This is a genomic window from Geodermatophilus sp. DF01-2 (assembly GCF_004571065.1).
GTDB lineage: Bacteria > Actinomycetota > Actinomycetes > Mycobacteriales > Geodermatophilaceae > Geodermatophilus.
Window position 1 is genome coordinate 89,964 of sequence record NZ_SPQN01000003.1, and the last position, 25,785, is coordinate 115,748.

The 25,785-nt window shown below is 75.0% G+C and carries 27 protein-coding genes, 1 tRNA gene and 2 pseudogenes; 5 read left to right on the forward strand and 25 right to left on the reverse strand.

Translation table 11 applies throughout. From position 1 onward, the window contains the following. Nucleotides 1-83 precede the first annotated feature (83 nt). Genes E4P41_RS01995 through era form a run of 4 tightly spaced genes read right to left on the reverse strand, consistent with a single transcriptional unit; the run spans nt 84 to nt 2,836 of the window. Nucleotides 84-359 (reverse strand): antibiotic biosynthesis monooxygenase, encoded by a 276-nt coding sequence (locus E4P41_RS01995; protein ID WP_135139196.1) that lies wholly within the window; start codon nt 357-359, stop codon nt 84-86. Continuing rightward, complete coding sequence (locus E4P41_RS02000; RefSeq protein WP_209307482.1) at nt 359-1,111, reverse strand: isoprenyl transferase; 753 nt, start codon at nt 1,109-1,111, stop codon at nt 359-361. The genes E4P41_RS01995 and E4P41_RS02000 overlap by 1 nt, the downstream gene beginning before the upstream one ends. A gap of 13 nt (nt 1,112-1,124) precedes the next feature. Then, nucleotides 1,125-1,919: a DNA repair protein RecO gene (recO, locus tag E4P41_RS02005; RefSeq protein WP_135139198.1), complete on the reverse strand. Its 795-nt coding sequence runs from the start codon at nt 1,917-1,919 to the stop codon at nt 1,125-1,127. Continuing rightward, nucleotides 1,919-2,836, reverse strand: a complete 918-nt coding sequence (gene era, locus E4P41_RS02010; RefSeq protein ID WP_209307483.1) for a GTPase Era — start codon at nt 2,834-2,836, stop codon at nt 1,919-1,921. Before era ends, recO begins: the two co-directional genes overlap by 1 nt. 143 nt (nt 2,837-2,979) lie before the next feature. On the opposite strand from era, the gene E4P41_RS02015 reads away from it, so the two are divergent. Next, nucleotides 2,980-3,576, forward strand: a complete 597-nt coding sequence (locus E4P41_RS02015) for a hypothetical protein (RefSeq protein WP_135139200.1) — start codon at nt 2,980-2,982, stop codon at nt 3,574-3,576. A gap of 337 nt (nt 3,577-3,913) precedes the next feature. Here the strand turns inward: E4P41_RS02015 and E4P41_RS02020 are convergent, their stop codons facing one another. The 10 genes and pseudogenes from E4P41_RS02020 to hrcA all read right to left on the reverse strand — a co-directional run bounded on the left by E4P41_RS02020 (nt 3,914) and on the right by hrcA (nt 12,972). Beyond that, nucleotides 3,914-4,246: a cytidine deaminase gene (locus E4P41_RS02020; RefSeq protein WP_135139201.1), complete on the reverse strand. Its 333-nt coding sequence runs from the start codon at nt 4,244-4,246 to the stop codon at nt 3,914-3,916. Between the two features lie 135 nt (nt 4,247-4,381). Next, nucleotides 4,382-5,782, reverse strand: a complete 1,401-nt coding sequence (locus tag E4P41_RS02025) for a hemolysin family protein (RefSeq protein ID WP_135139202.1) — start codon at nt 5,780-5,782, stop codon at nt 4,382-4,384. Further along, nucleotides 5,779-6,282 (reverse strand): rRNA maturation RNase YbeY, encoded by a 504-nt coding sequence (gene ybeY / locus E4P41_RS02030; RefSeq protein ID WP_135139203.1) that lies wholly within the window; start codon nt 6,280-6,282, stop codon nt 5,779-5,781. The genes E4P41_RS02025 and ybeY overlap by 4 nt, the downstream gene beginning before the upstream one ends. Before the next feature lie 5 nt (nt 6,283-6,287). Further along, entirely contained in the window at nt 6,288-6,749 is a 462-nt protein-coding gene (locus tag E4P41_RS23520; protein ID WP_280658906.1) for a PhoH family protein, read from the reverse strand. Between the two features lie 162 nt (nt 6,750-6,911). Continuing rightward, nucleotides 6,912-8,336, reverse strand: a pseudogene (locus tag E4P41_RS23525) (PhoH family protein); the annotation flags it as partial. 263 nt (nt 8,337-8,599) lie between these two features. Beyond that, nucleotides 8,600-9,418 (reverse strand): enoyl-CoA hydratase/isomerase family protein, encoded by an 819-nt coding sequence (locus tag E4P41_RS02040; RefSeq protein WP_135139204.1) that lies wholly within the window; start codon nt 9,416-9,418, stop codon nt 8,600-8,602. Between the two features lie 41 nt (nt 9,419-9,459). Then, a complete protein-coding gene (locus E4P41_RS02045) occupies nt 9,460-9,819 on the reverse strand; it encodes a histidine triad nucleotide-binding protein (protein ID WP_245177054.1) in 360 nt (119 codons plus the stop codon). A gap of 208 nt (nt 9,820-10,027) precedes the next feature. Further along, nucleotides 10,028-10,795 carry a 16S rRNA (uracil(1498)-N(3))-methyltransferase gene (locus E4P41_RS02050; protein WP_135139205.1) on the reverse strand — a complete coding sequence of 256 codons (768 nt, stop codon included), beginning with the start codon at nt 10,793-10,795 and terminating at the stop codon, nt 10,028-10,030. 10 nt (nt 10,796-10,805) lie between these two features. Continuing rightward, on the reverse strand, nt 10,806-11,933 hold the full coding sequence (gene dnaJ, locus E4P41_RS02055; RefSeq protein WP_135139206.1) for a molecular chaperone DnaJ: 1,128 nt from the start codon (nt 11,931-11,933) through the stop codon (nt 10,806-10,808). Between the two features lie 16 nt (nt 11,934-11,949). Beyond that, nucleotides 11,950-12,972: a heat-inducible transcriptional repressor HrcA gene (gene hrcA / locus E4P41_RS02060; protein ID WP_135139207.1), complete on the reverse strand. Its 1,023-nt coding sequence runs from the start codon at nt 12,970-12,972 to the stop codon at nt 11,950-11,952. A 252-nt stretch (nt 12,973-13,224) separates the two neighbouring features. Here hrcA and E4P41_RS02065 point away from each other — a divergent pair. Next, nucleotides 13,225-13,515: pseudogene (locus E4P41_RS02065) on the forward strand (type II toxin-antitoxin system VapB family antitoxin); the annotation flags it as partial. Between the two features lie 137 nt (nt 13,516-13,652). Here the strand turns inward: E4P41_RS02065 and E4P41_RS22540 are convergent. From E4P41_RS22540 to hemW, 6 genes are all read right to left on the reverse strand, one after another. Next, on the reverse strand, nt 13,653-13,847 hold the full coding sequence (locus E4P41_RS22540; RefSeq protein WP_209307485.1) for a hypothetical protein: 195 nt from the start codon (nt 13,845-13,847) through the stop codon (nt 13,653-13,655). 295 nt (nt 13,848-14,142) lie between these two features. Then, the gene (locus tag E4P41_RS02075) at nt 14,143-14,748 is read right to left on the reverse strand and encodes a response regulator transcription factor (protein ID WP_135139210.1); all 606 of its coding nucleotides are present in this window, start codon (nt 14,746-14,748) and stop codon (nt 14,143-14,145) included. Next, nucleotides 14,745-15,875 carry a histidine kinase gene (locus tag E4P41_RS02080; RefSeq protein ID WP_135139211.1) on the reverse strand — a complete coding sequence of 377 codons (1,131 nt, stop codon included), beginning with the start codon at nt 15,873-15,875 and terminating at the stop codon, nt 14,745-14,747. Before E4P41_RS02080 ends, E4P41_RS02075 begins: the two co-directional genes overlap by 4 nt. Nucleotides 15,876-15,895: 20 nt before the next feature. Next, entirely contained in the window at nt 15,896-16,642 is a 747-nt protein-coding gene (locus E4P41_RS02085; protein ID WP_135139212.1) for an ABC transporter permease, read from the reverse strand. After that, nucleotides 16,639-17,544 (reverse strand): ATP-binding cassette domain-containing protein, encoded by a 906-nt coding sequence (locus E4P41_RS02090; RefSeq protein ID WP_135139213.1) that lies wholly within the window; start codon nt 17,542-17,544, stop codon nt 16,639-16,641. Before E4P41_RS02090 ends, E4P41_RS02085 begins: the two co-directional genes overlap by 4 nt. Nucleotides 17,545-17,681: 137 nt before the next feature. Then, complete coding sequence (gene hemW, locus E4P41_RS02095; RefSeq protein ID WP_135139214.1) at nt 17,682-18,905, reverse strand: radical SAM family heme chaperone HemW; 1,224 nt, start codon at nt 18,903-18,905, stop codon at nt 17,682-17,684. A gap of 51 nt (nt 18,906-18,956) precedes the next feature. On the opposite strand from hemW, the gene E4P41_RS02100 reads away from it, so the two are divergent. Continuing rightward, a complete protein-coding gene (locus E4P41_RS02100) occupies nt 18,957-19,727 on the forward strand; it encodes an enoyl-CoA hydratase-related protein (protein WP_135139215.1) in 771 nt (256 codons plus the stop codon). Between the two features lie 147 nt (nt 19,728-19,874). Here E4P41_RS02100 and E4P41_RS02105 read toward each other — a convergent pair whose 3' ends face one another. The 5 genes from E4P41_RS02105 to E4P41_RS02120 form a co-directional block, all read right to left on the reverse strand. After that, nucleotides 19,875-20,252, reverse strand: a complete 378-nt coding sequence (locus E4P41_RS02105; RefSeq protein ID WP_135139216.1) for a PH domain-containing protein — start codon at nt 20,250-20,252, stop codon at nt 19,875-19,877. A gap of 67 nt (nt 20,253-20,319) precedes the next feature. Continuing rightward, the gene (selB, locus tag E4P41_RS02110; protein ID WP_135139217.1) at nt 20,320-22,083 is read right to left on the reverse strand and encodes a selenocysteine-specific translation elongation factor; all 1,764 of its coding nucleotides are present in this window, start codon (nt 22,081-22,083) and stop codon (nt 20,320-20,322) included. Continuing rightward, nucleotides 22,074-23,384 (reverse strand): L-seryl-tRNA(Sec) selenium transferase, encoded by a 1,311-nt coding sequence (gene selA / locus E4P41_RS02115; RefSeq protein ID WP_135139218.1) that lies wholly within the window; start codon nt 23,382-23,384, stop codon nt 22,074-22,076. The genes selB and selA overlap by 10 nt, the downstream gene beginning before the upstream one ends. A 271-nt stretch (nt 23,385-23,655) precedes the next feature. Continuing rightward, nucleotides 23,656-23,751 (reverse strand) — tRNA-OTHER (locus E4P41_RS21865). 10 nt (nt 23,752-23,761) lie between these two features. After that, entirely contained in the window at nt 23,762-23,977 is a 216-nt protein-coding gene (locus E4P41_RS02120) for a hypothetical protein (protein WP_135139219.1), read from the reverse strand. A gap of 40 nt (nt 23,978-24,017) precedes the next feature. On the opposite strand from E4P41_RS02120, the gene selD reads away from it, so the two are divergent. Further along, a complete protein-coding gene (gene selD / locus E4P41_RS02125) occupies nt 24,018-25,025 on the forward strand; it encodes a selenide, water dikinase SelD (RefSeq protein WP_135139220.1) in 1,008 nt (335 codons plus the stop codon). A 173-nt stretch (nt 25,026-25,198) separates the two neighbouring features. Beyond that, on the forward strand, nt 25,199-25,780 hold the full coding sequence (locus E4P41_RS02130; protein WP_135139221.1) for a hypothetical protein: 582 nt from the start codon (nt 25,199-25,201) through the stop codon (nt 25,778-25,780). The last annotated feature ends 5 nt before the right edge of the window (nt 25,781-25,785 follow it).

Here is a 25,785-nt window from a genome sequence, read left to right on the forward strand (position 1 = left end):
TCGGATGCGGCTGGCACGGGAGTGGAGTGGGACGGGTCCAGGGATAGCCACCCGGGCGTCCGGCCACACGTCGCTCGGGCACGTCAGATCGGGTCGTACACGCCCGGCTCGTCGAGGGCATGAACCCACACCGGAGCGCCGGCGATCTTCACCTCGGCGGCCGACAGCGCCCGGCGGTAGGCGCCGACGCCGTCCCAGCGGGTGACCAGCGCCCACAGCGCCGGGTCGTCGACGCAGCGACCGACGTCGCCGCCCCGGTGGCCGGGACGGGCGGCGAGGGCGGCCAGCAGGGCGTCGACGGCGGCGGTGAACGCGGGGACGTCGTCCTCGGGCACCCGCAGACGGGTCACCGCGAACATCAGGCGCTGCCGAAGCGGCGCTGCCGCGAGGCGTACTCCTCGCACGCGGCCCAGAGGTGCCGGCGGTCGAAGTCCGGCCACAGGGTGTCGAGGAAGACGAACTCGGCGTAGGCCGACTGCCACAGCAGGAAGTTGCTGGTGCGGTTCTCCCCGGAACTGCGCACGAACAGGTCGACGTCGGGCATGTCCGGCTCGTCGAGGAACCGGGCGACGGCGCCCTCGTCGACCTGGTCCGGGTCGAGCCGGCCGGCGGCGACCTCGCGGGCGATGGCCGCGGCGGCGTCGGCGATCTCGGCCCGCCCGCCGTAGTTGACGCACATGGTGAGCGTGAGGACGTCGTTGTCGCGGGTGAGTTCCTCCGCGACCTCGAGCTCCTTGATGACGCTGCGCCACAGCCGCGGACGCCGGCCGGCCCAGCGCACCCGCACCCCGAGCTCGTGCATCTCGTCGCGGCGGCGGCGGATCACGTCGCGGTTGAACCCCATGAGGAAGCGGACCTCCTCCGGGCTGCGCCGCCAGTTCTCGGTGGAGAAGGCGTAGGCGCTGATCGCCTTCACGCCCAGCTCGATCGCGCCCTCGACGCAGTCGAACAGCGAGGACTCCCCCGCCTCGTGCCCGGCGGTGCGCGGCAACCCGCGCTGCTTGGCCCAGCGGCCGTTGCCGTCCATCACGATCGCCACGTGGCCGGGGACCCTGTCCGGCGGCAGCTGCGGCGGCCGGACACCCGACGGGTGCGGGTTCGGGGCCTTCACATCACGACGGACCTCACGCCTCACTCAGCAGACCCACTTCCCGGCGGGGCACCGTCGGATCGGACCGGTCAACCAGCGGCAGCGAGCGCAGGCCGCGCTCCAGGTGCCACTGCAGCAGCGCGGCCACCAACCCGCTGCCCTCCCGCCGGGTGCCGCCGTGGCTGGCCTCGGCGGCGTCCCAGTCGCCGGTGAGCAGCGCGTCGAGCAGCTCGATGGTGGCCGGGTTGGGCATCGCCGAGCCGGTGGGCCGGCAGGCCGGGCACACCATGCCGCCGGCGGGCACCGAGAAGTGCCGGTGCGGGCCCTCCTCACCGCAGCGGGCGCAGCCGCCCAGCGCGGGCTCCCACCCGGCCACCGACATGGCCCGCAGCAGGAAGGCGTCGAGCACCAGGCCGGCCGGGTGGCTGCGCTCGGACAGTGCCCGCAGCGCGCCGATGACGAGGAGGAACAGCCGCAGGTTCGGCTCCTTCTCCTCCTCGGCGGTGAGCCGGTCGGCGGTCTCCAGCACCGCGGTGCCGGCGGTGTAGGCGGGGTAGTCGGCGACGATCGGCCGGCCGTAGGCGCGGATCGACTCGGCCTGGCTCACGATGTCGAGCGTGCGGCCGGTGTAGAGCTGCAGGTCGACGTGGCTGAACGGCTCCAGCCGGGCGCCGAACTTGCTCTTGGTGCGGCGCACGCCCTTGGCCACCGCCCGCACCTTGCCGTGCCGGCGGGTGAGCACCGTGACGATGCGGTCGGCCTCGCCCAGCTTCTGGGTGCGCAGGACGACGCCCTCGTCGCGGTACAGCGACTTCGGTGTGGTGCTCATCAGTAGCCCAGCCGGTTGAGCTTCTTGGGGTCGTCCTGCCACTCACCGAGCACCGTGACGTGCAGGTCGAGGTGGACCCGGGCGCCGAGCCGCGCCTCCATCCCGTGCCGGGCCTCGGTGCCGATCGCCTTGACGATCGAGCCGCCCTTTCCCAGCAGCATCGGCTTCTGGCTGGGACGCTCGACGTGCAGCAGCGCGTGGACCTCGACCAGCTCGCCGCCGTCCCGCTTGGGGTCGGGACGGCGGGTCATCTCCTCGATGGTGACGGCGAGGGAGTGCGGAACCTCCTGGAACACCTTCTCCAGGGCCGCCTCGCGGACGAGCTCGGCGAGCTGCCGCTCGACGTCCTCGTCGGTGGTCTGCTCTTCGGGGTAGAGCGGCGGGCCCTCCGGCAGCAGGCCGACCAGCAGGTCTTCCAGCAGCTCGACCTGGTCGCCCCGGACCGCGCTGACCGGCACCACCTCGGCCGCCTCGACGAGCTGGCTGGCGGCGAGCAGCTGCTCGGCGACCTGCTTCCTGCTCGCGGCGTCGGTCTTGGTCACCACGACGACGACCGGCGCCGTCACCTCGCGCAGCTGGCGGGCGATGAACCGGTCGCCGGTCCCGACGGGCTGGTCGGCGGGCACGCAGAAGACGACGACGTCGACGTCGGCGAGGGTGTCGCGGACGACGTCGTTGAGCCGACGACCCAGCAGGCTCTTCGGCTTGTGCAGACCAGGGGTGTCGACGAGGACCAGCTGCCCGCTCGGCCGGTGGACGACGCCGCGGATGGCGTGCCGGGTGGTCTGCGGGCGGTTGCTGACGATGCCGACCTTCTCGCCGACCAGCGCGTTGGTCAGCGTGGTCTTGCCGGCGTTGGGGCGGCCCACCAGACAGGCGAAGCCGCTGCGGTACGGCGGCTGCTCCGGCGGCGTCACGGCGTCCATCCTCCCACCCGTCGCCGACACCTCTGGTCATCCGCCCACGCCGGCATGGCGGGCGGTCCTCGTGGCCTGCAGGTGCTGCAGGACCGGCAGAGCACGAGAGACGCCGGCCATGCCGCCCTGGGACGATCGACGTCGTGGCTGGGCGGAGACGGCGGGAGCGGCACGAGTCCCTGGCGGTGCGGGCGCTGCGGGAGCGGGACCGGCACGCCGTCCAGGTCGGCGGCCACGGCTTCTTCCCCGGCCGCGGGCCGCGCCGCGCGGCCACGGTGACCCCGGCACCGCTGCGCTACTGGCAGTACGACCCGGCGCGATCGTGGCTGGTCGTCGCCGTGCTGCTCTCCGTGGCCGCGTGGCTCGGGCTGGCCGCCTGGGTCGGCGGACCGGGGTCGGTGGCCGCGGAGGTGCCGCTCGCCGTGCTGCTCGGGGTCGCCGTCCTGGTGCTGTCGACGACCCGGCTCACCGTCTCCGACTCCGGGCTGTCCTTCGACGTCGCCGGGCTGCGGCGGACGTCGTCGGTGCACGTGGTGGCCCGCAGCCTCGTGCAGGAGGTGCGCCGCGGGCGCCCGCCGGAGGGCTGGCCCAAGGGGAAGCGGCGCGGCGGCTGGTGGCCCGGTCGCACGCGGGTCGCCGTCCGGCATCTGTCGACCGACGGCGCGGACGAGCAGGCGTTCACCGCCTGGGTTCGCGACCCCGAGGCGTTCGCCGAGGCCCTCGGCCGGCCGCTGCACTGAGTCGGACCGACGAGGTCGTCCTGGCGGTCCTCCGGCGCTGAGTGCAGGCGCACTCAGCGCCGGAGGTGAGCGAGGAACTACCTCGCCCAGCCGCGCGGGCGGGCAGGATCAGTGCGAGGGATGCCGCCGAGGCTGCCACGGCGGCGATCAGCCCGGCGATCCCGCGCACGATGCTGCCGCCACCACCGGTGGCGTCAGCACGGTCCATGTCGGCGAGCAGAGCCTCCGGACGCCCGTCACGACCGGCGGGACCCCCACCACGGCCAGCGTGACGACAGCATGACTGCAGGCCGGCGAGCAGGGCCCCGTCCACCACGGTCACGGCGGGCGGCGTAGGTCAGTCGGTGGTGCGAACGGCGCCGTCTGGGCCGGCGAGGATCACCGGCGCGGAGGGGGTGAGGTCGTGGACGGCGGCCAGCCCGGCCTCCTCGACCGCGTCGGCGTCCGAGACGACGGCGGCGGCCTCCAGCTCCTCGACCCCGCTGGACACGGCGGCGGCGACGGCGGCCTGCAGCGCCGAGAGACGTAGCGACGGCAGCGCGACGGTGGTGGCGAGGTAGGTGCGGCCGTCGGTGTCGCGGACCGCTGCACCCTCCGGCGCGCCAGTGCGGCCGCGCGCGGAGCGGGCCAGGGTGACGAGCTTGGCATCCTCGGGCTGCAGGGCGGTCACAGGCTCATCCTCGCTGACGCTCGTCGAGCCGGTGACCAGGGGTGCTCTGCTCCTGCGCGACCTCGCAAGCTCGGTCGCGTCCCCGTCCTCGCTGACGCTCGCCGGGCCGGGGACCAGGGGGGTTGCGCGGCCGGGTCAGCGCTCCGCGGCGCCGGCGGGCTCCTCGACGCGCGTGGCCCCGGAGGCGGTCGCCCCGTCGGCGGCGGCCCCGTCGGCCGTGGCGCCCGAGGGCTGCGGCTCCTCGTCCTCGGTGGTCTCGGCCGGCTCGGGCACCCGGCAGACCAGGATCGTGTCGATCCGGTTGCGCCGGCCCCCGGTGCTCTCGGCGACCAGCCTCAGCCCGGCCACCTCGGCTTCCGAGCCCTCGATCGGCACCCGGCCCAGCTCGCGCGCCAGGAGCCCACCGACGGTCTCGACGTCGTCGTCCTGCGGCAGCTCGACGTCGTAGAGCTCGGCGAGGTCCTGGACCGACAGGCGGGCGATAATCCGCGCCGACCCGTCGGGCAGCTCCTCGACCGGCGGGCGCTGAAAGCGGTCGTGCTCGTCGGCGATCTCGCCGACGATCTCCTCGAGGATGTCCTCGATCGTGACCAGCCCGGCGAAGCCGCCGTACTCGTCGACGACGATCGCGATGTGGATGCGCTGGGCCTGCATGTCCCGCAGCAGCTCGTCCACCGGCTTGGACTCCGGCACGAACGTCGGCGGACGCATGAGGTCCTCGACCTTCATGGTGCTCTTCGGGTCCTGTCCGCCCTGGGTCCGGCGGATGAGGTCCTTGAGGTAGATGATCCCGACGACGTCGTCGACGTTCTCGCCGATGACCGGGACGCGGCTGAATCCACTGCGCATCGCCAGCGCGAGAGCCTGGCGCAGGGTCTTGTTCCGCTCGATCCAGACGACGTCGGTGCGCGGCACCATGACCTCGCGGGCGATGGTGTCGCCCAGCTCGAAGACCGAGTGGATCATGTTGCGCTCGCCCGACTCGACGACGCCGCGCTCCTCGGCCATGTCGACCAGCTCGCGCAGCTCGACCTCGGAGGAGAACGGGCCGTCGCGGAAGCCGCGCCCGGGGGTGATCGCGTTGCCGACCAGGATGAGCAGGGTGGCCACCGGCCCCAGCACCCGGCCGAGCAGTCGGACGACGCCGGCACCGGCCAGCGCCGTCCCGTAGGCGTGCTGGCGGCCGAGGGTGCGGGGCCCGACGCCGACCAGCACGTAGCTGACGACGGTCATCACCCCGGCGGCGATCAGCACCGGCTGCCAGCCGCCGCCCCACAGCCGGTAGAGGACGACGGCGACCAGGACCGCGGCGACCATCTCGCAGCCGATCCGCAGCAGGAGCAGCAGCGCCACGTGCCGGGCCCGCTCGGCGACGACGTCGGAGAGCACGCCGGCCCGCTTGACGCCGTCCCGCCGCAGCTCGTCGACCCGGGCCTTGGACACCCGCTGCAGCGCGGCATCCATGGCGCCGAACAGGCCGGCCAGCGGGATGAGGCAGACGGCGACCACCAGCAGGGTGATCTCGCCGGAGGTCATCGCTGGACCGGCCCCCGGTCGACGACCTCGCCGGTCATCGGGGCGCGCGGGGCGGCGCGCCAGCGCTCGAGCAGCGTGGACTGCAGGCCGAACATCTCCTTCTCCTCCTCGGGCTCCATGTGGTCGTAGCCCAACAGGTGGAGCACGCCGTGGGTGGCGAGCAGGATCAGCTCGTCGTCCATCGTGTGGCCCGCGGCGCGCGCCTGGCGGATGGCCACCGTGGGGCACAGGACGACGTCCCCGAGCAGCGCCGGGCCCGGGTCGGGCTCGTCGGGACGGCCGGTGTCCAGCTCGTCCATGGGGAAGGCGAGGACGTCGGTCGGCCCCTTCTCCCCCATCCACCGCTCGTGCAGCGTGCTCATGTAGTCCGGATCGACGCACAGCACCGACAGCTCGGCCATCGGGTTGACGCCCATCTCCGCGAGCACGTACGTGCAGATCGCGGCGAGCGAGGACTCGTCGACGGCGATCTCGGACTCGTTGGCCACCTCGACCGGCATGTGCCTCAGCCCCCCTGCCGGCGCGGCCGCGACCCGCGCACCGGCGGCGGGGTGGCGGGCCGGTCCTGCCGCTGGCTGTTGTCCCAGCGCTCGTAGGCGTCGACGATGTCGCCGACCAGCCGGTGGCGGACGACGTCGGAGCTGGTCAGGTTGGCGAAGTGCACGTCCTCGATGCCGTCGAGGATCTCGCGGACGATCCGGAGGCCGCTCTGCGCGCCGCCGGGCAGGTCGACCTGGGTGACGTCGCCGGTGACCACGATCTTGGAGCCGAAGCCGAGCCGGGTGAGGAACATCTTCATCTGCTCGGCAGTGGTGTTCTGAGCTTCGTCGAGGATGACGAATGCGTCGTTGAGCGTGTTGTGCGTGACCAGGAAGGCGTCGGTCACGTACAGGGAGTCCTCGGCGGCGACCTGGATGCACAGGGTCTCCTGCTCGCCCACCGGCTCGATGCTGTCGATGAAGCGCATCGGCCGACCGCCACCCGCGGCCTCGTACACCCGACGTTTGCGCTCCAGCCGGAACGGCTCGAGGCCCTCCGGCAGGCGGATGTCGAGGATGTACGCGTCCTCGCGGTACTCCACGGGCCGGCCGGCAGCGCGGCCAGGCGGACGCCCAGCCGACTCCCGGAGGCGTGAGTAGACGACCCCGCCGAGCGATCGCACGAGGAACGTGACGTCGTCCTTGAGGTGAGGCGACGTCGTGGAGTACTGGACCCGGCAGGTGCGTCCCTGCTGGGCCACCGGCCCGCCGTCGGAGTCCAGCAGGCCCTGCAGCACTGCGGTGCGGACGGCCACCGAGTTGTGCAGGTAGTCCTCGGGGACGAACTTCGTCGCCGACGTCGTGCCGGCCAGCTCCAGGCGGCGCAGCACCGCGGTCACCGGGTTGGCGACCCTCAGGCCACCGCGACCACCCGCGACGTGGTACAGCACGTGGTCGTAGCCGCTCTTGTGCCGCACCTCGATGCCATCGAGGGCGGCCTCGAGAGCGACCGCGAGCTCAGGATCTGCTGTCGCGAAGGCCGGCGTAGTGGACGTCGTCAGGCACCCGTCGCCCAGGAGGAGCCCGAGGGCGTAGGGATCGAGCGGGATCTCGCGTGGCTCGAAGTGGACGGCGTCCACGAGCGGGAGCTCGTACCGGTGGATCGAGCCGCGGCGCAGGCGGCCGACCATCTCCTGGGTCTCGAGCGTGCGGGTCTTCCCGCGGCGGCGGTCCTCGGGTGTCGTGACCGTCCACAGGTGTTCTCCGCAGGCGACCGTCCAGGCGCCGTCCTGGGTGGCGACGCGGTAGACCTCCTTGCGGCCCTGTGGGTAGACCCCGAGCACCGGGGTCGGGGTGCCGTCGGAGCCGATGACCAGGTCACCGACCTGGAGCCTGCCCATCGGCATGAAGCCGTCGGGGGTGAGCACCTTGGCGTCGTACGGTTGTGCGCGGCCGCGCATGTACGCCAGTGGCGCGACTTCGATGGTTCCGGATTGCATCAATCGCGGAATGGACTCCGGGTCGACCATGTCGTGCAGCGCGTCGTACAGCGGCCGCAGGTAGGGGTCGATCTTCTCCGACAGCGTGCCGGGCAGGTAGCCCAGGCGCTCGCCGGCCTCGACGGCCGGGCGGGTGAGAATGATCCGGTTGACCTGCTTGGTCTGCAGCGCCTGCACCGCCTTGGCCATCGCCAGATAGGTCTTGCCGGTACCGGCCGGGCCGATGCCGAAGACGACGGTGTGCGCGTCGATGGCGTCGACGTAGCGCTTCTGGTTCAGCGTCTTGGGCCGGATCGTGCGCCCGCGGCGGCTGATGATGTCGAGGCTGAGGACGTCGGCCGGCCGCTCGGAGCCGCCGGCGCGGAGCATCCCGATCACCCGGCGCACCGAGTCGGGGCGCAGCACCTGGCCGGTGCCGAGCAGCGCGATCAGCTCGTCGAACACGGCGACGGCGAAGGCGTTGTCGGCCGGCTGGCCGGTCACCGCGATCTCGTTGCCGCGCACGTGGACGTCGGTGTCGACCTCGTTCTCCACCAGGCGGAGCAGCTCGTCGCCGGAGCCGAGCAGGGCGACCATGGAGATCGAGTCGGGAACGGTGATGGTGGTCCGGACGGCGGCGGGGGCGTCCCCGAAGCCGCTGGTGGACGGAGCGGGCGTGCCGGCGTGGCCGTCCGCCGCTGCGGCCTGTGCCGAGGCCTCACGGGACGTGGGCGCACCGGGCACGGGGACGTTCGGGGAGGAGTCGGGCAAGAACCCTCGACCCTGCCTTCCTGCTACGGGTGTGCGGACCCGTCGAGTCTACCCGCGGATGCCCCCTCGAACCGCCGTCCGGACCGGGCTCACCGGCCCGTGTAGGTGGCCCTGCCCGGTCCGTCGGCGAGGAAGGAGTCGACCGCGCCGCGGAGGTCGTCGGTGCCGAACAGCGCGCCGGAGACGTCGGGCACCAGGTCGTCGGCGGCCCGCGCGCCCTGCCGGACGGCGGTGGTGACCAGCTGCTTGGTGGCCGCGTGCGCCACCGTCGGTCCGGCGGCGACCCGGTGGGCGTACTCGCGGGCGGCCTCGGCGAAGCCCTCGTCGGGCAGCACCCGGTTGACCACGTTCCACCGCTCCAGCACCGCGGCCGGGTAGCGCTCGCCGGTGAAGACCAGCTCCTTGGCCCGCGCGGAGCCGGCCCGCTCGGCCAGCCGCTGCGGGCCGCCCATCGACGGGGTCAGCCCGACGACGATCTCGACCAGTCCGAACGACGCCTTCTCCGCGGCGAGCAGGATGTCGCAGGCCAGCGCCAGCTCGAAGGCGGCGGTGAGGGTGAGCCCGTGCGCGGCGAAGACCGTCGGCACCGGGAGGTCCTCGAACGTCTGCGCCACCCGCAGCAGCCGCCGCCACAGCTCGGCGCCGCGCTCGGTGGGCTCGGGGCCCTCGGCGACGTCGCGGAACACGGTCACGTCGACCCCGCCGGAGACGACCTTGCCACGCGCCTCGACCAGGACCGCCCGGGCCCGCGCGGGGTCGGCCGGGTCGGTGAGCCGGACCAGCTCCTCGGCGACCGCCTCGATCGCGTCGAAGACCGCAGGGGTGAACAGGTTCAGCGGCGGGTTGTCCAGGACGACGACGGCGACGTCGCCGTCCCGCTCGATGCGCACGGGCGCGGAATCGGTCATGCCCGCAGCCTGTCAGGCCGGCGCACCGTGCCGGCAGGGGGTCAGCCGGGCGGCCAGCCCAGGTCGCGGCCGCCCAGCACGTGCAGGTGGACGTGGTGCACGGTCTGGCCCGCCGCCGGCCCGGTGTTGGCCACCATCCGGTAGCCGGGCTCCACGCCGTCCTCGGTCGCCAGCCCCTCCTGGACCGCCACCTCCCCGGCCGCGCGGACGACGGCGCCCAGCAGGTCGGGGTCGGCCTGCGCGAGTGCGACCACCGTCGGATGGTGCGCCTTGGGGACCACCAGGACGTGGGTGGACGCCTGCGGGTTGATGTCCCGGAAGGCCAGCGTCCGGTCGGTCTCGTGCACGACGTCGGCCGGGATCTCCCCGGTCACCATCCGGCAGAACAGGCAGTCGGTCACGGGTCCCGACCTTAGGGGGCGGGTCGGGACGGCGTCGGCCGGGACGACCCCGACCCGCCCGCCCCTCTGCAGGCGCCCGGTACCCGGTGCCCGCGCCGGCCGTGGTCTCCCGCGACGTCCCGGCTCACCGTCCAGGGTCCTGGCTCACGACCAGTGGTGAGCCCGGACCCGCAACGACCAGCTCACCTGATCATCGACGGGCGCGCGGTCAGGCCCAGCGGGTGCGGACCGACAGGGCGGCGAGCGCGGCGGCCCCCGCGGTCGAGGTGCGCAGCACCTCGGGACCCAGCCGCACCGGACGCGCGCCGGCGGCGGTGAGCGCGACGACCTCGCCGTCGGTGAGTCCGCCCTCGGGGCCGACGATCACCGCGACGGTCCCGGTTGCAGGCAGCTCGACGCGGGCCATCGGGTGACGGGCCTGCTCGTGCAGCACCAGCGCCAGGTCGACGTCGGCGAGCGCACCGCACACCTGGCGGGTGGTCATGACGTCGGAGACCTCGGGCACGCGGGGACGGCGGGACTGCTTGCTGGCCGCCCGCGCCGCGGCCCGCCACTTGGCGACGCCCTTGGCGGCGCGGTCCTCCCGCCAGCGGGTCACGCAGCGCGCGGCCGCCCACGGCACGACCCGGTCGACGCCGAGCTCGGTGGCCAGCTCGACCGCGAGCGGCCCGCGCTCTCCCTTGGGCAGCGCCTGGACCAGCACGAGCTCCAACGCCGGCGGCGGCACCTCGTGCCGGGCGGAGACCCGTACCCGCAGTCCCTGCGGCCCGGCGCTGGCGACCTCGCCCTCGGCGACGGTGCCCCGACCGTCGCCCACGCGCACCGACTCGCCCGGGGTCAGCCGCAGCACGTCGACGGCGTGCCGCCCCTCGGCGCCGGCGACCAGCAGCTCCCCGGCGTCGGGCAGCTCGTCGAGGAGGAACAGCGGTGCCCCGTCGAGCTCGGGCACCCGGTGGTCGGCGGGGACGCTGCTCACAGGGAGGCGGTCACTTGAACAGCCGGGAGAAGAGCCCGCCGTGCCCCTCGGCGCCGGCGGCGGCCGGGCGGTCCTCGCCGCGCAGCGCCGCCAGCTCGCGGAGCAGCTTCTCCTGCTCGGCGTCCAGGCGGGTCGGCGTCTCGACCTCCACGTGCACCACGAGGTTGCCCCGCCCGGTGGCCCGCAGCCGCGGGGCGCCCTTGGCGCGGAGGGTCAGCACGCTGCCGGGCTGGGTGCCGGGGCGGATGTCGATCTCCTCCTCGCCGTTGAGGGTCTCCAGGGTGAGGGTGGTGCCCAGCGCGGCAGCGGTCATCGGCAGCGTGACCCGGCAGTGCAGGTCCTCGCCGTCCCGGGTGAACACCGCGTGCGGCCGCTCGGCGATCTCCACGTACAGGTCACCGGCCGGCCCGCCGCCGGGGCCGACCTCGCCGTGGCCGGTGAGCCGGATCCGCATGCCGTCCTCGACGCCGGCGGGCACCTTGACCGGGATCGTCCGCCGCGCCCGCACGCGCCCGTCGCCGCCGCACTTCGGGCACGGCTCGGGGATGACCTGGCCGGTACCGGCACAGGTCGGGCAGGGACGGGTGGCGACGACCTGGCCGAGGAAGGAGCGCTGCACGCTCTGCACCTCGCCGCGGCCCGAGCACGTGGCGCAGGTGGTCGCGTGGGTGCCGGGCGCGGTGCCCGCGCCGGTGCAGGCGTCGCAGAGGACGGCGGTGTCGACGGTGATGTCCCTGGTCGTGCCGAACACCGTCTCGTCGAGGTCGAGGTCGAGGCGGATGAGGGCGTCCCCACCGGCGCGCACGCGGCTGCGCGGGCCCCGCGTGGCCGCCCCGCCGCCGAAGAAGGCGTCCATGATGTCGCCGAGCCCGCCGAAGCCGGCACCGGCGAACGGACCGCCGGCGCCCGCGGCAGCGCCGTTGTCGAACGGATCCCCGCCGAGGTCGACGATGCGCCGCTTCTCCGGGTCGGTCAGCGCCTGGTAGGCACGGCTGACCTCCTGGAAGCGCTCCTTGGCCTCGGGGTCGGGGTTGACGTCGGGGTGCAGGTCCCTGGCCAGCCGCCGGTAGGCCTTCTTGATCTCCGCGTCGCTGGCCCCGCGGGACAGCCCCAGCACGCCGTAGTAGTCGGTTGCCATCGAGAAGTCTCTTACCTCAGCTCTCGGCCAGGAGCTGGCCGACGTAGCGAGCCACGGCGCGCACCGCGGCCATGTTCATCGGGTAGTCCATGCGGGTAGGGCCGACGATGCCGAGGCCCCCGAGCGCGTGGTCCCCGGACCCGTACCCCACGGAGACGACCGACGCCCCGGAGAGCGCCTCGTGGGCGTTCTCCTCGCCGATCCGCACGAGGACGGCGCCACCGGTGTCCACCTCGCTGATCAACCGCAGGACGACGACCTGTTCTTCCAGCGCTTCCAGCAGCGGGCGGAGGCTGCCGGAGAAGTCGACGGCGACCCGGGCGAGGTTCGCCGTCCCGCCGACGACGAGCCGGTCCTCCCCCGGCTCCACCAGCGTCTCGACCAGGACGGCGCCGACCGCGGCCACCAGCCGGCGCAGCTGCGGCGGGGCGGTCTCCAGCAGGTCGGGCACCAGGCCGGCGGCGTCGGCCAGCTTCGCCCCGGCGAACGTCTGGTTCAGCAGCGCCCGCAGCTCGGCGACGTCGTCGCGGTCGACGTCGGCCGGGCACTCGACGAGCCGCTGCTCGACCCGGCCGGTGTCGGTGATCAGTACCAGCAGCAGCCGGGCGGTGGCCACCTGCACCACCTCGAGGTGGCGCACCGCGCTGCGCGACAGCGTGGGGTACTGGACGACGGCGACCTGGTGGGTGAGCTGGGCCAGCAGCCGCACCGTGCGGCTGAGGATGTCGTGCAGGTCGAGGGCGCCGTCGAGGAAGCGCTCGATCGCCCGGCGCTCGGCCACCGACAGCGGCTTGAGCCCGGACAGCCGGTCGACGAAGAGCCGGTAGCCCTTGTCGGTGGGCACCCGGCCGGCGCTGGTGTGCGGCTGGGTGATGTAGCCCTGCTCCTCGAGCACGGCCATGTCGTTGCGGATGGTGGCGGGCGAGACGCCGAGGTCGTGCCGCTCGGCGAGGGCCTTGCTGCCCACCGGGTCGTTGGTGGAGACGTAGTCCTGGACGATGGCCCGCAGGACCTGCAGGCGGCGGTCGTCGTGCGCCACGGTGGCACCTCCCCGTACCGGTCGACGCGTCGGACGGCACTCCGGCCGGAGGCCCCGGCACCCCGGACGACGAGCCCCGGGCACTGGCACTCGCACGGACGGAGTGCCAGTCCAGCATACTCGAAGGACCCCGTCCCCCTCCCCGCTCGCAAGCTCGCGGCGAGCCTCTGGACGGGGCCGCGGGACGAGGGCCGATAGGGTGGACGACGGTCCAGTGCCCGCACGGGGCTGCACAGAGCGGAGGTCGGTGCCCTGATCTTCAAGGCGGTCCGGAACGGTCGGCCCTATCCCGACCACGGCCTCTCCACCCGGGACTGGGCGATGATCCCGCCGCGCCAGATCCGGCTCGACACGCTCGTCACCACCAAGCGCGAGCTGGCGCTGGACACCCTGCTCGCCGACGACTCCACGTTCTACGGCGACCTCTTTCCGCACGCCGTCCAGTGGGAGGGTGAGCTCTACCTCGAGGACGGCCTGCACCGGGCACTGCGGGCCGCGCTGCAGCAGCGCAACGTCATCCACGTGCGGGTGCTCGACCTCGACGCGCTGATGCCGGTCGGCCAGCCGGCGAGCGGGCCGGCCACGGCGTCGCTGCCGGCCCAGCCGCCGGTACCGGCTCCGCAACACCGCGGCTGACCGGCACCCCCGACCGGCGACGCCGTTCCGGTGCGCAAGGTCGTTCAGCGCACGGCGTAGTCCGGCGATCGCCACGGCCAGCAGCGGCCGAGCCACGCCCGGACGATGTCGTGCAGCAGCGCGTCCAGGCGCGCCCAGTCGGCACGCACCCAGGACCGGGCGTCCACGTCAAACTCCGCCGACCGCGGCGGGTAGAAGTAGACGCAGCCCAGGTACTCGCCGCTGGCCGCGTCCAGCACCGCGCACGCGAACCCGCGACGGGCCGCGGCGTCCTCCTCGTGCCGTCGCAGACTCGACTCGTTCTCCTCCAGAGACGCCGCGATTCCTGGCCAAGCGCGTCCGGCAAAGCCTGGTGTAGCCCGGATGTGGTCGATGCTGGTGGTCCAGGCAGCGTGGTCGCGCGCGTTGTGAGCCGGGGTCAACGGCTCGAGGTGGAATCTCTCGTCCCGCAGCGGCGGTGGCACCGCGAACCCGGGCGGCAGGATCGGCTGGACCACACGACGAACCATGACCACCCGTCGGCCGCGCCCCGGCCTACAGCCAGCCCTTGTCCTCCGCCACCCGTGCGGCCTCGACCCGCGTGCGCGCCCCGGTCTTGCCGATCGCCGAGGACAGGTAGTTGCGCACCGTCCCCTCGGAGAGGAACAGCCGACGGGAGATGTCGGCGACGGTCGCCCCGTCGGCGGCCGCCCGCAGGACCTCGGCCTCGCGCGCGGACAGCGGCGTCGCACCCAGCGCCAGCGCCGCGGCGGCCAGGTCGCGGTCGATCACCCGCTCCCCCGCCACCACGGCGCGGATGGCGCGGGCCAGCTCGGCGACCGGCGCGTCCTTCACCAGGAAGCCGGCCGCGCCGACCTCCATGGCGCGGCGCAGGAACCCGGGCCGACCGAAGGTGGTGAGGACGACGGCCCGGCAGTCGGGCACCGCGGCCGCCAGCGCCCGGGCGGCCTCGATGCCGTCGCAGCCGGGCATCTCGATGTCGAGCAGCGCGGCGTCGGGCAGGTGTTCCCGGGCGGCGTCCACCACCAGGTCACCGCGGCCCACCTCGGCGACCACGGCGATGTCCTGCTCCAGCTCCAGCAGCGCCCGCAGCGCGCCGCGGACCATCGACTGGTCCTCGGCGATGAGTACCCGGATCACCGGGCGCCCACCCGGTCGCCCGCCGGCAGGGGCACCGGGGCGGACAGCCGGAACCCGCCGTCGGGCGCCGCGCCGTGCTCCAGGCGGCCGTCCAGGCTGCTCAATCTCTCGGCCAACCCAGCCAGCCCGGCGCCCGGAGCGTCGCCGCGCCCGGAGCCCGGAGGGCCGCCGGCCGGCCCCCGCCCGTCGTCGGTGACGGTCAGCACGACGTCTCCCCCGGCGCGGGCCAGCTCGACGGTGACGGTGCGGGCGCCGCTGTGCCGCAGCGTGTTCGTCGTCGCCTCGCGCACCACCCAGCCGAGCACCGCGTCGACCGGCCCGGGCAGCTCCGGCACGGCCGACGGCGCCCGCAGGGTCGTGCCCGCGGCCGACAGGGCAGCGCGGGCCTCGGCGAGGGCGAGGGCGAGGCCGATCTGCCGGTAGCCGCTGACCGCCTCCCGCACCTCGGCCAGCGCCCGCCGGGCGGCGGCCTCGACGTCGGACATCTCGGCGCGGGCCCGCGCCGGATCCCGCTCGGCCAGCCGCCCGGCGAGCTCGCTCTTGAGCGCGATGAGCGACAGGCTGTGGCCGAGCAGGTCGTGCAGGTCGCGGGCGAAGCGCAGCCGCTCCTCGGCGACGGCGGACCGGGCCAGCTCGTCCCGGGCCTCGACGAGCTCGGCGTTGACCGAGACCAGGTACCGGGTGCCGCGCAGCGCGAAAGCGGTGAGCAGGCAGATCACCGGCAGGAAGAACAGCTCGCCCAGCACGCCGTGCGCGGCGATCACCGCGGCGCAGACGCCTGCCGCGCCGACGACCGCCGGCCACACCCAGCGCTCGGGGAGCCCCGCCGCCGCAGCCGCCGACACGTAGATCATCAGCCCGGACCAGGCAGGGCCGAGCCACACGGCCAGCCCGATCCCGATCACCGCCACCGCCAGCAGCGCCCGCCACGGCACGCCGCGGCAGCGGTCGGACATCCGGGTGAACACCGTGAGGTAGACGGCGGTGAAGCAGGCCAGTCCCAGGACGGCGACGACCCGCACGGCTGCCGGGCGCGGCGTGCTCGCCAGGTCGGCCAGCGGGAAGACCTGGAACAGCAGCCAGGGCAGCGCCCAGCCCACTCGCTGCCAGCGGGTGCGGGGATCCACGGCCCGGAACGCTAGACCGCTCAGCCCGCGACGGCGTGCAGCGGACGCCGACGCAGGACCACGGCGGTGAGAACGGCGAAAGCCGCGGCGAACCCGGCGACCGCCAGGACCGTCAGCAGCGCCGGCCCGTCCCCGGCGACGACCTCGCGACCGAGCTCGGCGTACCAGTACGACGGCAGGGTGTGCGCCAGTGCCCGCAGGGACTCCGGGAACAGCTGCACCGGCACCCACAGGCCGCCGAGAGCGGCGAGCACGACACCGAGGATGCCGATCGCGCCGCCGGCGGCCTTGTCCTCGAGGGAGTGGCCCACCAACAGGCCGAGCGCGACGAAGGCGCCCGATCCGAGCCACAGCACCGCAACCAGGCCGGCCCAGGTGGACAGCGGCAGCTCGACCCCGTTGACCAGCCTGCCCACCAGGGCCACGACCACCAGGCTCGGCAGGGTCAGCAGCATGCCGACGAGCACGTCGACGGCGACGACGGACGACGTCGCGACGGGCGTGACCCGCAGCTGCCGCAGCCAGCCCGAGGCCCGGTCGAAGGAGATCCGGATCGTCGCGCCCAGGGCGGCCCCGAGTGCGCCGTAGGCCATCATCGAGACCATCGAGGCGGTCGCGTACGCCTGGTACTGCGCCGCCGCGCCGGCCTGGGCGCCGAAGACCTGGGTGAAGAAGATCGTGAACAGGGCCGGCAGCAGCACCGTGAAGAACAGGAACTGCCGGTTGCGCCCGACGCGGCGCAACTGGAAGGCGAACAGGGTGCTCATCGGTCGGCTCCGATCGGGGTGCGGGAACGGCTGGTGAGGGAGAGCACCGCCTCCTCGAGGCTGGCGCCGCGGACCTGCAGGTCGGGCAGCCGCCGGCCGCCGGCCAGCAGCGCCAGGAGGGTGGCCTCGACGTTGTCGGTGGTGAGGCTGATTCGTTCGCCCTGCCGGTCGGCGGCGGTCACGCCCGGAAGGCCGGCGAACCTCCAGTCCTCGTCGGCGGTGAAGGTGACGGTGCGTCCGGCGATGCCGGCCTTGACCTGCGCGGCGGTGCCGTCGGCGACGACCTGCCCGCCGGCGACCACGACCACGCGGTCGGCGACGGCGTCGGCCTCCTCGAGGTGGTGGGTGGCGAAGACGACGGTGGTGCCGCGGTCGGCGAGCCGGCGCATCGTCGTCCAGAAGGCGCGGCGGCCCTCGACGTCCATGGCCGAGGTCGGCTCGTCGAGCAGCAGCAGCGGTGGCTCGCCGGCCAGGGCGAGGGCGAGCAGCACGCGCTGGCGCTGCCCGCCGGAGAGCGCGTCCACCGGGCGGCCGAGCAGGCCGTCGATGCCCGCGGTGACGACGAGGTCGTCCAGCGGCCAGGAGCGCGGACAGCTGCGCCGGACCAGCTCGACGACCTCCCTCACCCGCGACTCGCCGGGCAGCCCGCCGTGCTGCAGCATCGCGCCGACACAGCCGGCGCGGACGGCCGCGGCCGGCGTCCGGCCGAGCACGCGCACGGTGCCGGTGGAGGGCACCAGGCCGAGGACGGCGTTGACGACGGTCGACTTGCCGGCGCCGTTGGGCCCGAGCAGCGCCACCGTCTCGCCGGTGCGCAGCTGCAGGTCGAGGCCGTCGACAGCGGTGGTGTCGCCGTAGCGGACGGTGAGGTCGCGGATGTCGAGTGCGGTTCCGGGAGGCACGCGACCAGCCTGTCGGCGACGGCCACCCGGTCAGTAGTGCAGGACGTCGCGACGCCGACCTGACATCCGTCACGTCCCGGCCTCCCTGCAGGGGCCCGCGGCGAGCCTGCGAGCCGTGGGGGGGGGCAGGGAGGTCCTTACTCGGTCAGCTCCCTCACCAGTGCGTCGGCGAGCAGCCGCCCGCGGTCGGTGAGGACGGCGCGGCCGGCGGCGTGGGCCACCGGCTCCAGCAGGCCGCGGGCGACGGCGTCGGCGGCACGGGCCCGGCCGGCGGCCGAGAGCGCGGTCAGCGGCAGTCCCTCGCGCATCCGCAGGCCGAGCATCACCGTCTCCAGCGCGCGGTCGGCGTCGTCGAGCAGCTCGGAGTCCTGCACCGGGCTCTCCCCGCGCAGCAGCCGCCCGGCGTAGGCCGCGGGGTGCTTCACGTTCCACCACCGCAGCCCGCCGACGTGGCTGTGCGCCCCGGGGCCGACGCCCCACCAGTTGGCGCTGGCCCAGTACAGCTCGTTGTGCCGGCAGCGGGCGGCGTCGCCGCGCGCCCAGTTGGAGACCTCGTACCAGTCGAAGCCGGCGGCGCTCAGGGTTGCGTCGGCCTGCTCGTAGCGGTCGGCGAGGACGTCGTCGTCGGGCGGGGGCAGCTCACCGCGGTCGATGCGGCGGGCCAGCCGGGTGCCCTCCTCGACGATGAGCGCGTAGGCGCTGACGTGGTCCACCGGCGCGGCGAGGACGGCGTCGAGCGAGGCGGCCCAGTCCGCGTCGGTCTCCCCCGGCGTCCCGTAGATGAGGTCGAGGTTGACGTGCCCGAAGCCGGCGGCGTGCGCCTCCTGCGCCGCCTCGACGGCGCGGCCGGGGGTGTGCCGTCGGTCGAGGACGGCGAGGACGTGCTCGGCGGCCGACTGCATGCCCAGGCTGATCCGGGTGAAGCCTGCCTCCCGCAGCCGGGCCAGGCTCGCCGGGGTCACCGTCTCCGGGTTGGCCTCGGTGGTGACCTCGACGTCGCCGGCGACGGGGAAGAGTTCCCGCACGGTGGCGAGGACGGCGGCGAGGTCGTCGGCGGCCAGCAGCGTGGGGGTGCCGCCGCCGACGAAGACGGTGGAGACGGTGGGCAGGTCGGGGCCGAGGGTCTCGGCGGCCTGCCGGAGCTCGGCGATCGCGGTGCCGGCGTACTCCGCCCGGCTGGCGCCCGGGCCCAGCTCGTCGGCGGTGTAGGTGTTGAAGTCGCAGTAGCCGCAGCGGGTGGCGCAGAAGGGCACGTGCACGTACAGCCCGAAGGTCGTGCGCGCCAGCCCCTCGCGGGCGCTGTCGGGTAGCTGCAGAGTCCGCGGCGGAGCGGCCTGGAGCAGCGGCAGGGCGGCGTTCATCCGCTCCCAGTGTGCTCCCCCGTGTGTCGTGGCCGGGCAGGATGGGCGGTCGTGAGCGACGACACGGTGCTGCAGGTCTCGACGTCCCGGGGGGTCGCGACCCTCACGCTGGACTCCCCCGCCAACCGCAACGCGCTGTCCCGCGCGATGCGCGCCCAGCTGCGGACGGCGCTGGCCGACGTGCTGGCCGACGACGGCGTGCGGGTGGTGGTGCTGGACCACACCGGGCGGGTCTTCTGCTCGGGCATGGACCTGTCGGAGGCAGCCGGGGGCCAGGCGGAGGCCCAGGGGGTGCGCGAGTTCCCCGAGATCCTCGAGACGATCTGGCGCTCGCCCAAGCCGGTGCTCGCCGTCGTCCGGGGCCCGGCGCGGGCCGGCGGGGTGGGGCTGGCCGCCGCCTGCGACGTCGTCGTCGCCGGCAGCTCGGCGACCTTCGCCTTCTCCGAGGTGCGCCTGGGCATCGTGCCCGCGGTGATCTCGGCGGTCGTCCTGCCGCGCATGGTCCCGCACGTGGCGCACCGACTGATGCTCACCGGCGAGGCGTTCGACGCGGCCGCCGCGGCCGCCGGCGGGCTGGTCGACGTCTGCGTGTCCGACGACGAGGTCGACGCCGCGGTGGCCGCGCAGGCCGCCGCGCTCGCGGCCGGGGCGCCGGCCGCGCTGGCCGAGACCAAGCGGCTGCTGCGGGCCGGCGGGCTGCGCGGCTCGTTCGACGACCTGCTCGAACTCTCGGCGCGCTTCTTCGCGAGCGAGGAGGGCCAGGAGGGCATCGCGGCGTTCCGGGATAAGCGCCCGGCCCGCTGGGTGCCGACGGCCGACTGAACGAGGACCCCCTGCCCCCCACCCGGCCCGTCCAGGGCACCGCTGGCCCCCTGCAGGGTCCCGCCACGAGCCTGCGAGTGGCGGGGGGCGGGAGGTCCTCTTACGAGGGATGGGGAGGACGGGATCCTCCTACCTGCAGGGAGGCCGTCATCGGAGCACGTAGGTCGCGATCATCTGCCCGAGGGCCCGGATGTCGGCGTTGCCCTTGAACTCCAGCCGCACCTTGCCCAGCCCGCTGAACCACAGGTCGAGCTCGGCATCGAGGTCGAATGTGCCGGCGGTCTCGATGGAGAAGGCCTGGACCTTGCTGTAGGGCAACGAGGTGAAGTCACGCTTGCGGCCGGTCATCCCCTGGACGTTGACGGCGATCAGCCGCTTGTCCGTGAAGACGACGAAGTCCCGCACGGCCTTGAAGCAGGCGACGATCTGCTCGCCCGGTACGAGCAGCGGCGCCACCTCCGGGCCGATCTCCTGCGGGTGCACGGGGTTGAGCTTGAAGACGGAGCCGTTGCCGAAGTCGATCACCCGGTCACGGTAGGTCACGCGCCGGGGACGGCCCGCCGGCAGCCGGCGAGCGGGCTGCTCCGCCGGGCTACCGCAGCCGGCGGGTGTTGTCCGGCAGCCGCCCGGTGACGCCGCGCGCGTCCAGCCACTCCATGAGCGGGACGGCGACCCGCCGGGTGGTGCCCCACGCCGAGCGGGCCTGGCTCAGGGTGAACGGCGCAGGCAGCCCCGCCAGCCGGGCCCGCGCCTCCTCGGCCACGCCCGGGGCCAGGTAGACGCCGTCGCCGATCCTCACCAGCTGCCCGTCGCGCACGGCGGCGGCGAGCTCCCGCGGCCCGAGCCCGGCGGCGCGCAGGTCCTCGGCGTCCGGCGCGGCGAACGGGTCGGCGGTCAGCCGGTCGCGGATGGCGTCGACGGCCTGCTGCACCCGCGGCGGCAGCCCGGCGGACGCGACGGCCACCCGGCCCTCGCGCAGCGCCAGCGGCGGTCGGACGACGGCCGGCACCAGCTCGTCGTCGGGGAGGTCGAGGGCCCGCCGGACGACGGCGACCGGCGGCCCGGCCTCCAGCGGACGCAACTGCCGGTAGCGGCCGACCACCCCGGGCAGCGCGGCGGCCAGTTCGTCGACCAGGCCGGGGGCGAGCAGCCAGGGCCCCACGGTGGTCGCGTCCTCCGGCACCGGCCAGCCCATGGCGGCGAAGTCCGCGGCCCGGACGATCCGGCGGCGGGCGAGCTCGGCGGCCGCACCCGCCGAACCGGTGGGCTGCTCGGCCAGCTCCGCGGCGCGCCGGCGGGCCGCACCTCGCCGGCGCAGCTCGGGCGGGTCGACGTCCCGGACGTCCGCGCCCAGCACGCGGCGCGCCCCGGGGTCGCGCAGGAGCAGCCGGTCCCCCACCCGCAGCGGCAGCGGGGAGGCCAGCCGCAGCCGCACCGCCGTCCCTTCCAGCGGCCGCAGCCGGGCACCGACGGCGGCCGACCCGATGTGGACCACCGCCTCGGCGGGCAGCCGGCCTTCGTCCCGAGGACCCGACCCACCCGCGGCGACGAGGGTCACGTCCAGCTCCGCGGTCGAGCGGAACGCTCCCGGGGTGAGCAGCGCGTCGCCGCGGGTCAGCTCCTCGACGGCGATGCCGCGCAGGTTCAGTGCGACCCGCGCGGTGGCCGCGGCCCGCTCCACCGGCTGCCCCAGCGACTGCACACTCCGGACACCGACTTCGCGGCCGCCCAGCTGCAGCCGGTCGCCGGCTGCGACGCCGCCCGCGGCGAGGGTCCCGGTGACGACCGTTCCGGCCCCCTTGATGGGGAAGGCGCGGTCGATCCACAGCCGCACCGGCGCCTCCCGGTCGGGCGCGGGCAGCCCGGCGAGCAGCGCCTCCAGCGCCGCGACGACCTCGGGCACGCCGGCGCCGGTGGCCGCGCTGACCGCCACCCCCGGGACATCCCCCATCGACGTCGCCGCCAGCCGCTCGCGTACCTCGGCGAGCACCGGTGCGGGGTCGGCGAGGTCGGATTTCGTGACCGCGAGCAGCGCGTGCCGCACGCCGAGCGCGTCGAGGACGGCGACGTGCTCGGCGGTCTGCGCCGACCAGCCGTCGTCCGCCGCGACGACGACGAGCGCGGCGGGCACCGAGCCGACGCCGGCGAGCATGTTGCCGACGAACCGCTCGTGCCCGGGCACGTCGACGACCGCGAGCCGGCGCCCCGACGGCAGCGTCGTCCAGACGAAGCCGAGGTCGATGGTCAGCCCGCGGCGGCGCTCCTCCTCCCACCGGTCGGGCTCCATTCCGGTGAGCGCCCGGACCAGCGTGGACTTGCCGTGGTCCACGTGCCCGGCGGTCGCGATCACGTCCACCGGCGGGCCACCTCCAGCACCGCGGCGGCCAGCGTCCCGTCGTCCGACGGCGGCAGGCTGCGCAGGTCGAGCAGGGTGCGGTCGCCGGCCAGGTACCCGACCACCGGCGGTCTGCCCGCGCGCAGCGGACCCGCGAAGGCGGCGGGCAGCGAGACGGCGGCACTCGGCAGCGGGTGCTCCGGCGCCCCTCCCCCGCCGACCCGGGCCTCGGAGTCGACGGCGACGGCGTCCAGGCCGGCGGCCGCGAGGCGGGCGGCGAGCGCCTCGGCGCGGGAGCGCAGGTCGGCGACGTCGGCGCCGAGCATCTGCTGCACCGGGGGCTGCGGCCCGCGCAGCGTCGCCTCGAGCGCGGCGAGCGTCGTCTTGTCGACCCGGAGCGCCCGGTAGAGCGGGTGCCGCCGGAGCCGCTGCACCAGGTCGGCCCGGCCGAGCACCAACCCCGCCTGCGGCCCGCCGAGCAGCTTGTCCCCGCTGGCCAGCACCAGGTCGGCGCCGTCGGCGAGGGTGGTCTGCAGGTCCGGCTCGTCGGGCAGCACCGGGTGCGGCCGCAGCAGCCCCGAGCCGACGTCGGCCACCAGGGGGACGCCGCGGCCGGTCAGCCCGGCGGCGAGCTCGGCCACCGGCACCGCCCGGGTGAAGCCGCGGACGACGAAGTTCGACGGGTGCACCTTCACCACCGCGCCGGTGTCGGGGCCCAGCGCGCGCAGGTAGTCGTCGAGGGTCACCCGGTTCGTCGTCCCCACCTCGCGCAGCCGGGCGCCGGTGGCCTCGAGCAGCTCGGGAATGCGGAAGCCGTCACCGATCTCGACCAGCTCGCCGCGGGCGACGACGAGCTCCCCGCCGAGCGCGGTCGCGACCAGCGCGAGGGCGGCGGCGCAGTTGTTGACCACGAGCGCGGCCTCCGCGGCGGGGACGGCGGCCTGCAGCGCGGCGAGCGCGGCCGCACCGCGCGGCCCCCGCCGACCGGTGGCGAGATCCAGCTCGACGTCGGTGGTGCCGCCGGCGGCGGCGACCGCCTCGACCGCGGCCGGCGACAGCGGCGAGCGGCCCAGGTTGGTGTGCACCAGCACGCCGGTCGCGTTGAACACCGGCCGCAGGCTGCTGGCCGTCGTCGGCAGGGCGGACAGGACGGCGGGCACGGCGTCCACGGGCGCGAGCGCGCCGTCCCGGATGCGCTGCTGGACATCCTGTACGGCGGCCTTGACCAGCTCGCGACCCAGCCGGGCGGAGGCGTCGGCGAGCTCGGGGTCCGCGAGCAGCGTGTCGGTGCGCGGTACCTGCCGCCGCGGGTCGTCGCTCATCGCCTGCGCAGCGTAGGCGCGGAAGACCCGCGGCCGCCCCGGGCCCGTCGGCGCGCGTCGCTTCCGTGTCGGACGAGCGCGGCTCTGCGGCCCGGCCCCCGGCGTGCACCCGCCCGAAGGCTCGGGCGTTCTCGCGTTCAGCGTGGCGCGGTCAGCCGGTGCGAACGCGGCGGCGGGTTCGTGCCAAGTGGCCGAGCTGCGCAGAGGTGCGAGCCGTCACGAGCCGCGGGCCGCCGTCCGGTGGGGACGGCGGCCCGCAGGGCGGGACGGTTGGCGGAGGCGGACGGGAATCGAACCCGCCTGACCGAGCTGCTCGGCCACGTCGGCTTTAGAGGCCGCGGGGGCCACCAGGCACCCTGACGCCTCCGCCGCGCAGCCTACGTGCCCGGGCCCACCGCCGCGGACCCCGGCGACCGGCAGGACGCCAGCGCTCGCTGCCACAGCTGCTCGGCGGCCCGCGCGTCGTCCTCGGCGGGCAGGCTCGGGTCGGTGAAGAGGTGCCCGGAGCCCGGGTGGTCGAAGACCTCGATCGGCGTCCCGCCGGCCGGCCGACCCTCGTCGCCCTGCCCGGCGGCAGCCGTCGAGCCGGACACTCCAGGCGTCACACCCCGCCGGTCGGCATAGATTCGGCCGGTGACCACAGCTCCGGCGACGATCCGGCTCACCCAGTACGCGCACGGCGGCGGCTGCGCCTGCAAGATCCCGCCCGGTGAACTGGAGGCCGTGGTCGCCGGCCTGACCGCGGCCGGGCCGGCCGATCCGGCCGCCGAGCTGGTCGTCGGCCTGGACGACGGCGACGACGCCGCGGTGGTGCGCATCGCCGGTGGGCAGGGGCTGGTGCTCACCACCGACTTCTTCACCCCCGTGGTCGACGACGCCTACACGTTCGGCCGGATCGCGGCGACCAACGCGCTCTCCGACGTCTACGCGATGGGCGGCATCCCCGTCGTCGCGGTCAACCTGCTCGGCTGGCCGCGCGACGTGCTCCCCGCCGAGCTCGCCGCCGAGGTGCTGCGCGGGGGCCTGGAGGCCGCGCAGGAGGCCGGCTGCCACGTCGGCGGCGGACACTCCATCGACGACCCCGAGCCCAAGTACGGCATGGCGGTGACCGGCGTCGTCGACGTCGACCGGGTGATCACGAACTCCGCAGCCGTGGCCGGTACGCCGCTGTCGCTGACCAAGCCGCTCGGCGTCGGTGTGCTCAACAACCGGATGAAGGCGACCGGTGAGGTGTCGGAGGAGGCGGTCGCCTCGATGACGACGCTCAACCGCGACGCCGGGCAGGCCGCGGTGGCCGCCGGCATCCGCGCCGGCACCGACGTCACCGGGTTCGGCCTGCTCGGCCACCTGTACAAGATGGCCCGGGCCAGCGGAGTGACCGCAGTGGTCGACGCCGCCGCCGTCCCCTATCTCGCCGGGGCGCGGGAGGCGCTGGCCGCGGGCTTCGTCTCCGGCGGCACCCGGCGCAACCTCGACTGGGTGCGCCCGCACACCGACCTGTCCGCGGTCTCCGAGGACCAGGCGCTGCTGCTGGCCGACGCGCAGACCTCCGGGGGGCTGCTGCTCGGCGGCGAGGTTCCCGGCGCCCCGGTGATCGGCGAGTTCGTGCCGCGCCAGGAGTTCGTGGTCGTCGTTCGCTGACCGCGGGCTCCACCAGAGCGGCCATCGTGGTGGAGCCTGCGAGCGGCGTGTTCCGTACGACGCGCCGAGACGGCAGGCCGGCCGCGTGCCGACCCCGTGACGGCCGGCGTCACCGGTGCCACGGTGCGGTCGCCGGTGCGACGGCGCCCCGGCGGAAGCGACAGGAGCCCACCATGACGAGACGAGCGGTCGGCCGGGTGCTCACCACGCTGTTGGCGACCGCGGTCGTGGGGACGGCCGCCGGGCCGGCCGCCGCGGCCCCCGCCGGGACCGAGGGGCGGACCGGCTACGCCGATGCCACCTTCGACGGCATCGACGACAGCACCGGCCGGACGGTGCACAGCGTGTTCAGCGTCTTCGATCCGCAGGACCAGGCGCCGTTCGGGACCACCGACTTCTTCGTCGGGGAGGACGCCGGGATCGTCTACGAGTGCGTCACCGACCAACGGACGCCGGCCACCATCAGCGGGCTCGACTTCGCCGGCGCGGCCGGGGTGCTCCGCGTCGACTGCCACTCCCCCATGGGGCTGCCGTCCCGCAGCGGGTACGCCGTCGTGGGCGTCCTCTGGCGCGGCGAGGGCCCGGTCGAGCACCTAGTCTTCCCCCGGGAAGAGTGCACCGAGTACCTCGACGTGCGGCACGCGCGGGTCGTCGGCGCCGTCCTGCTCGCCGTTCCCGGCGTCGCGGTCACCACGCTCACCCCGCACGACCACCCGGCCGACGAGATCCGTCAGCAACGCGTGGTCTGCGCATGAGCGGC